Annotated in this window: 6 protein-coding genes; 5 read left to right on the top strand and 1 reads right to left on the bottom strand. The window is 62.5% G+C overall.

The window, feature by feature from the left end:
• The first annotated feature begins 179 nt into the window (after nucleotides 1-179).
• From tmk to EN939_RS18150, 5 genes are all read left to right on the top strand, one after another.
• On the top strand, nucleotides 180-854 hold the full coding sequence (tmk, locus tag EN939_RS18170; protein ID WP_164748920.1) for a dTMP kinase: 675 nt from the start codon (nucleotides 180-182) through the stop codon (nucleotides 852-854).
• The gene (locus EN939_RS18165; RefSeq protein ID WP_127269115.1) at nucleotides 851-1,906 is read left to right on the top strand and encodes a DNA polymerase III subunit delta'; all 1,056 of its coding nucleotides are present in this window, start codon (nucleotides 851-853) and stop codon (nucleotides 1,904-1,906) included. Before tmk ends, EN939_RS18165 begins: the two co-directional genes overlap by 4 nt.
• Nucleotides 1,907-2,047: 141 nt before the next feature.
• Nucleotides 2,048-3,598 carry a methionine--tRNA ligase gene (gene metG, locus EN939_RS18160; RefSeq protein WP_127269114.1) on the top strand — a complete coding sequence of 517 codons (1,551 nt, stop codon included), beginning with the start codon at nucleotides 2,048-2,050 and terminating at the stop codon, nucleotides 3,596-3,598.
• Nucleotides 3,598-4,392, top strand: coding sequence for a TatD family hydrolase (locus EN939_RS18155; RefSeq protein ID WP_127269113.1), 795 nt, complete (start codon nucleotides 3,598-3,600; stop codon nucleotides 4,390-4,392). The genes metG and EN939_RS18155 overlap by 1 nt, the downstream gene beginning before the upstream one ends.
• A 3-nt stretch (nucleotides 4,393-4,395) precedes the next feature.
• On the top strand, nucleotides 4,396-5,214 hold the full coding sequence (locus EN939_RS18150) for an MBL fold metallo-hydrolase (RefSeq protein ID WP_127269112.1): 819 nt from the start codon (nucleotides 4,396-4,398) through the stop codon (nucleotides 5,212-5,214).
• An 80-nt stretch (nucleotides 5,215-5,294) separates the two neighbouring features.
• Here the strand turns inward: EN939_RS18150 and EN939_RS18145 are convergent.
• A partial coding sequence (locus EN939_RS18145) for a LysR substrate-binding domain-containing protein (RefSeq protein WP_245473111.1) occupies nucleotides 5,295-5,803 on the bottom strand: 509 nt, incomplete at its 5' end.

Below are 5,803 nucleotides of genomic sequence, written 5' to 3'. Positions count from 1 at the left end.
CGATGCAGTCAAGGAACTGGCGGTCGGCTGGCTGCGCTAAGGCACGTCGCTCAAATCTGACCATGGTTTTGGCGAACGACGTGCATGAAAGCAAAAAATGACGGCATGGACGTTTGGCCGAACGCGGACTATCTAGAGCGCTACAATCCCATTCAGCCATGGACAAGAAGGCCTCTCGGTTGGCACGCGGTTTTTTCATCACCTTCGAAGGCGGCGAGGGGGCAGGCAAGTCGACGCAGATCGAGCGGCTGGCCAGGAAGATGCGCGCCAAGAAATACGATGTGCTGCTTACCCGCGAACCTGGCGGCTCGCCGGGCGCCGAAGCCGTCAGGCATGTGCTGCTTTCGGGCGCGGCCGAACCGTTCGGACCGAAGATGGAAGCGCTGCTTTTCGCCGCCGCGCGGTCCGATCATGTCGAGCAGCTCATCCGGCCGGCGGTCGAGCGTGGCTCCATCGTGCTTTGCGACCGCTTCCTCGATTCCTCACGCGTCTACCAGGGCGTCACAGGCGGCATCGATCCGGCGTTCATGGATGCGCTGGAGCAGGTCGCCATCAACGGCATGATGCCGGACATGACGCTGATCTTCGACATCGATCCGGCGGAAGGCCTGAGGCGCGCAACGCTGCGGCGCGGCACCGAGGCAGTCGCCGACCGCTTCGAAAAGGAGACGCTGGCGATCCATCAGGCCCGCCGCGAGGCGTTTCTGGCGATCGCCAAGGCCGAGCCGGAGCGCTGCATCGTCATCGACGCAGCCGCCGAGCCCGACGCGGTCGAGAACGTCGTCACCGCGGCGGTGTTCGCGGCACTGGCGGCGAGAACGCCGGCACGCGACAGGCAGGCAACGCCGGCATGATCTTCGAGCGCATTGCACCCGAGCAGCACGACACGCTCGACGGCGTGCCGGAGCCCTCCGAAACGCCCCTTCTGGTCGGGCACGGCCAGGCTGCGGGCGTGCTCACCGCTGCCTATCGGGCGGGCAAGCTGCCTCATGCACTGATCTTCTCCGGACCGGTCGGCATCGGCAAGGCGACGCTCGCCTTCCACCTTGCGCATCATCTGTTGAAGCACCCGGATTTTGCGAACGCGCCGGAAAGCCTTGCCGCTCCCGATCCGGCGTCGTCGCTGTTCCGCCAGATCGCAACCGGGGCGCATCCTTCCGTGCTGCATCTGACCCGGCCGTTGAACGACAAGACCAAGAGTTTCAAGACAGTCGTCACCGTCGATGAGATCCGCAAGGTCAGCCGCTTCCTGTCGCTGACCTCGCACGACGGCAGCTATCGGGTGGTCATCGTCGATCCCGCCGACGACATGAACACCAATGCCGCCAATGCGTTGCTGAAAAATCTTGAAGAGCCGCCGGCACGGACGCTGTTCATCCTGATTGTCCACGCGCCGGGCAGCCTGCTGCCGACGATCCGGTCGCGCTGTCAGGTGGTGCGATTGAACCCGCTCGACGCCGACGACCTGATGACGGTGCTGGAAACGACCGAGCCGGCGCCGCCTGGCGATCCGGCGGCTCGCGCGGCACTGGTCGGGCGGGCAGGGGGCAGCGCCCGCAACGCGATCCTGTTGACGCAGTATGGCGGGCTGGAGATCGCCTCCACGCTCGACGCTCTGGTCACCGGCAGAAAGAGCGATGTCGGCGGCGCGTTTCGCCTCGCCGAAGCCGTGGCCGGCCGCGATCAGGCGATCCAGTTCGATATCTTCAACCGCCGGGCGCTGGACCTGTTGTCGGACGCGGCAAGTCAGGCAGCACTGGCGGGCGATCTCGCACGGGCCAAAAAATTGTCGGACACTTGGCATGAGGCGCTGGACGCTATATCTGAGACCGATACCTACAATCTCGACAAGAAGCAGCACGCCCTGATCATGATCGACCGCCTGAATTCTGCAATGCGAATGTGACGGTTTTCCCGATGCATGCCGTTGTCCCCAAAACCGGGGCCACTTTTGGGCGGCATGCATTGGCATCGGGATGGCAAATGCTGCCTCGATACGATATCCACCGCCACGCCTTTCCATTCAGACATTCATGACGGTTCATTCATGTCACGCGACAAGTTCTACATCACCACCCCGATCTTTTATCCGAACGGCAAGCCGCATATCGGCCACGCCTATACGGTCATTGCAACCGATGCCCTGGCGCGCTTCCAGCGCCTGGATGGCAAGGACGTATTCTTCCTGACCGGTACCGACGAACACGGTCTGAAGATGCAGCAAACGGCCGAGAAGGAAGACATAACGCCGCTGGCGCTGGCCGACCGCAATTCGGCGATTTTCCGCGCCATGACCGATGCGATGGGTGGCTCGAACGACGACTACATCCGCACGACGGAACCGCGCCACTACGAATCCTGCCAGGCAATCTGGAAGGCGATGGCCGCCAATGGCGACATCTATCTCGACCGCTATAGCGGCTGGTACTCGGTGCGCCAGGAAGCCTATTTCGACGAAGGTGAGACGATCGTCGGCGACGACGGCGTGCGTCGCGAACCGCTTGGATCGCCCGTCGAATGGAACGAGGAAGAAAGCTACTTCTTCAGGCTTTCCGCCTATCAGGACAAATTGCTGGCGCTTTATGAGAGCCAGCCCGACTTTGTCGGTCCGACCGAGCGCCGCAACGAGGTGCTCAGCTTCGTCAAGTCCGGGCTGAAGGATCTGTCGATCTCGCGCACGACCTTCAAATGGGGCGTGCCGGTGCCGGGCGACGACAAGCATGTGATGTATGTCTGGGTCGATGCCTTGACCAACTACATCACCGCCGCCGGCTATCCCGACACAAAGGCCGAGCAATGGCGCTATTGGCCGGCTACGCACATCATCGGCAAGGACATTGTCCGCTTCCATGCGGTCTATTGGCCGGCCTTTCTGATGTCGGCGGGCATCGAGTTGCCAAAGCGCGTTTTCGCGCATGGCTTCCTGTTCAACCGCGGCGAGAAGATGTCGAAATCGGTTGGCAACGTCGTGGATCCATTCGCGATGGTCGAGCACTACGGTCTCGACCAGGTGCGCTACTTCTTCCTGCGCGAGGTGCCCTTCGGCAACGACGGCAGCTACAGCCATGACGCGATCGTCAACCGCACCAATGCCGACCTTGCCAATGGTCTCGGCAACCTGGCGCAGCGCTCGCTGTCGATGATCGCCAAGAACTGCGGCGGCGTGGTGCCACAGCGCGGCGACCTGACGGATGCCGACAGCGCGATCCTGGACCAGGCCGTCGCCGCTCTCGACACCGCGCGCAAGGCGATGGCCGAGCAGGGCATCCATCTGGCGCTGGCGTCGATCTTCGGCGTGGTGGCGGAAGCCGATCGCTACTTTGCCGGAGAGGCGCCATGGGCGTTGAAGAAGACCAACCCGGTGCGCATGGAAACGGTGCTGTGGACGACCGCCGAAGTCGTGCGCCGCGTGGCGGTGCTGTGTCTGCCCTTTACTCCGGGATCAGCCGCCAAACTGCTCGATCTGCTGGCGGTGCCGGCGGACAGCCGCGATTTCGCGCATGTCCACGCGGACCATGCGCTGGTGCCGGGCACCGCGTTACCCGTGCCGGAAGGGGTTTTCCCACGTTACGTCGACCAGCCGGACGCGAACGTCTGATGCTCGTCGACAGCCACTGCCATCTGGATTTTCCAGATTTCGCCGAGGAGCGGGCTTCCATTGTCGCTCGCGCCAAGGCGGCCGGTATAGGCCGCATGGTGACGATCTCAACTCGCGTGAAGAGATTTCAGCAAATTATTGAAATTGCAGAGACTTTCGACGAAATATACTGTTCGGTCGGCACCCATCCGCACAATGCCGCGGAAGAGCTAGACGTAACATCTGCCGATCTGGTACGGCTGGCCGCCCACCCGAAAGTGGTTGCGATCGGCGAGGCCGGTCTCGACTATTTCTACGACAAGGCGCCACGCGATGCGCAGGCACAAGGCTTTCGCAATCACATCGCCGCCGCACGCGAAACGGGGCTGCCGCTGGTCATCCATTCGCGCGATGCCGATGCAGATATGGCTGATATTCTTGAGGCCGAAACGGGGAAGGGCGCCTTCCCCTTCATCCTGCATTGCTTTTCTTCCGGACATAGGCTCGCCGAAATTGGCGTCGCTCTCGGCGGCTACGTGTCGTTCTCGGGTATCCTGACCTTCAAGAATTCGGCTGAGTTGCGCGCCATTGCCGCCGATGTGCCGCATGACCGCCTGCTGGTCGAAACCGACGCGCCCTACCTGGCGCCCGTGCCGTTTCGCGGCAAACGCAACGAGCCGGCCTATGTCGCCCATACCGCCAAGGTGCTGGCCGAAACCATCGGCGTCAGCGAAGCTGAAATCGCCGATCTGACGACGGATAATTTCTTCCGGCTGTTCGGCAAGATGCCGCGGCCTGTAGAGCAAAGCGCCTGAACGATGACCGACCGGCTGCGCCTCACCATTCTCGGCTGCGGCTCGTCGCCGGGTACGCCGCGCATCACCGGCGACTGGGGCAATTGCGACCCCGACAACCCGAAGAACCGGCGCACGCGTGCCGCCGCACTCGTCGAGCGGATCGCGTCGAATGGCGGCCGCACGACTGTGGTCATCGACACGGGGCCGGATTTTCGGCAGCAGATGCTGCTGGCCGGCGTTAAACGTATCGATTCGGTCGTCTATACCCACCCGCATGCCGACCATATCCATGGCATCGACGATCTGCGCGGCTTCGTTCTCGATCAGCGCCAGCTGATCGACGTTCATGCCGACAGGGCGACGATGCTTCGGCTGCGGGAAGCGTTCGGATACTGTTTCGAGACGCCGCAAGGCAGTTCCTATCCGCCGATCGTCAGGCCGCATCTCATCGACCACACCAGGCCGGTGGTCATCGAAGGAGAGGGGGGTACCCTCACCCTCGAGCCGCTGCCGCAGATCCACGGCGACATCGTATCGCTCGGTTTCCGCATCGGCGGCCTCGCCTATTGCCCCGACATCAGCGACTTTCCGGAACCCACCGCCGAACGGCTGCGCGCCCTCGACGTGCTGATCATCGACGCGCTGCAATACCGGACACATCCTAGTCACCTGTCCCTTGGCGAAGCGCTTGATTGGATCGAGCGGCTGGCGCCGATACATGCGGTGCTGACGCATATGCACGTGCCGCTCGACTACGCAACGGTGGTGGCCGAGACACCAGCCAATGTCGAACCAGCCTATGATGGGATGATGATTGAAATCCCTTACGAATCAGCGTGAAAGAAACAGAACTTCATGACCGGCTCCAGGGCTCGCGTACCCAAAGCGCTGCCGATGCCGGTATGCATGACGACGTGACCTCACCGTCTCGGATACGCTGCCCGGCACACGGCCATCACAGTATCGCGAAGCCAGCGATGGGCCGGGTCGGCGTCCATTCGCGGATGCCACATCGCCGATATCTTGAACTCCGGCGTGGGGACCGGGACTTCGAAGGTCGCAAGACCCGATGTGACAGGGAGATCGCTCGTCAAGCTGTTGCCCAGGCATGAATGCGGCACCAGCGCGACCAGATCCGATTGGCGTGCAATCCGCATTGCATCCGGATATCCAGGCACGACGACCCTTATCGCCCGTTTAAGCCCCAGCTTCTCCAGGGCGGCATCGACGGGCTCGATTCTCTCCCCATCCTTGGACGCCAAGACATGGTCGCAGGCGGCATATCTTTCTGCGGTCACCGCCGCGCGCTCGAGAAGAGGATGTCCAATTCGGGCCACGCCGACAAGCTTGTCATGGAACAGGAACTGGGTGCGTATCTCCGGCGCGGACGTTCCAAGCAGGCCGATCTCCAGATCAATGAGCCCCTCCC

It is taken from the genome of Mesorhizobium sp. M7A.F.Ca.CA.002.05.1.1, assembly GCF_003998335.1.
In the GTDB taxonomy this organism is placed as follows: Bacteria; Pseudomonadota; Alphaproteobacteria; order Rhizobiales; family Rhizobiaceae; genus Mesorhizobium.
The sequence above is the reverse complement of the archived record's forward strand: the minus strand, read 5'-3'. Positions and strand labels throughout refer to the sequence as shown.

Bases quoted from the DNA above. Each gene is read 5' to 3' on its own strand.
- EN939_RS18165 (WP_127269115.1), top strand. From the start codon at position 851: ATGATCTTCGAGCGCATTGCACCCGAGCAGCACGACACGCTCGACGGC.
- metG (WP_127269114.1), top strand. From the start codon at position 2,048: ATGTCACGCGACAAGTTCTACATCACCACCCCGATCTTTTATCCGAAC.
- EN939_RS18155 (WP_127269113.1), top strand. From the start codon at position 3,598: ATGCTCGTCGACAGCCACTGCCATCTGGATTTTCCAGATTTCGCCGAG.
- EN939_RS18150 (WP_127269112.1), top strand. From the start codon at position 4,396: ATGACCGACCGGCTGCGCCTCACCATTCTCGGCTGCGGCTCGTCGCCG.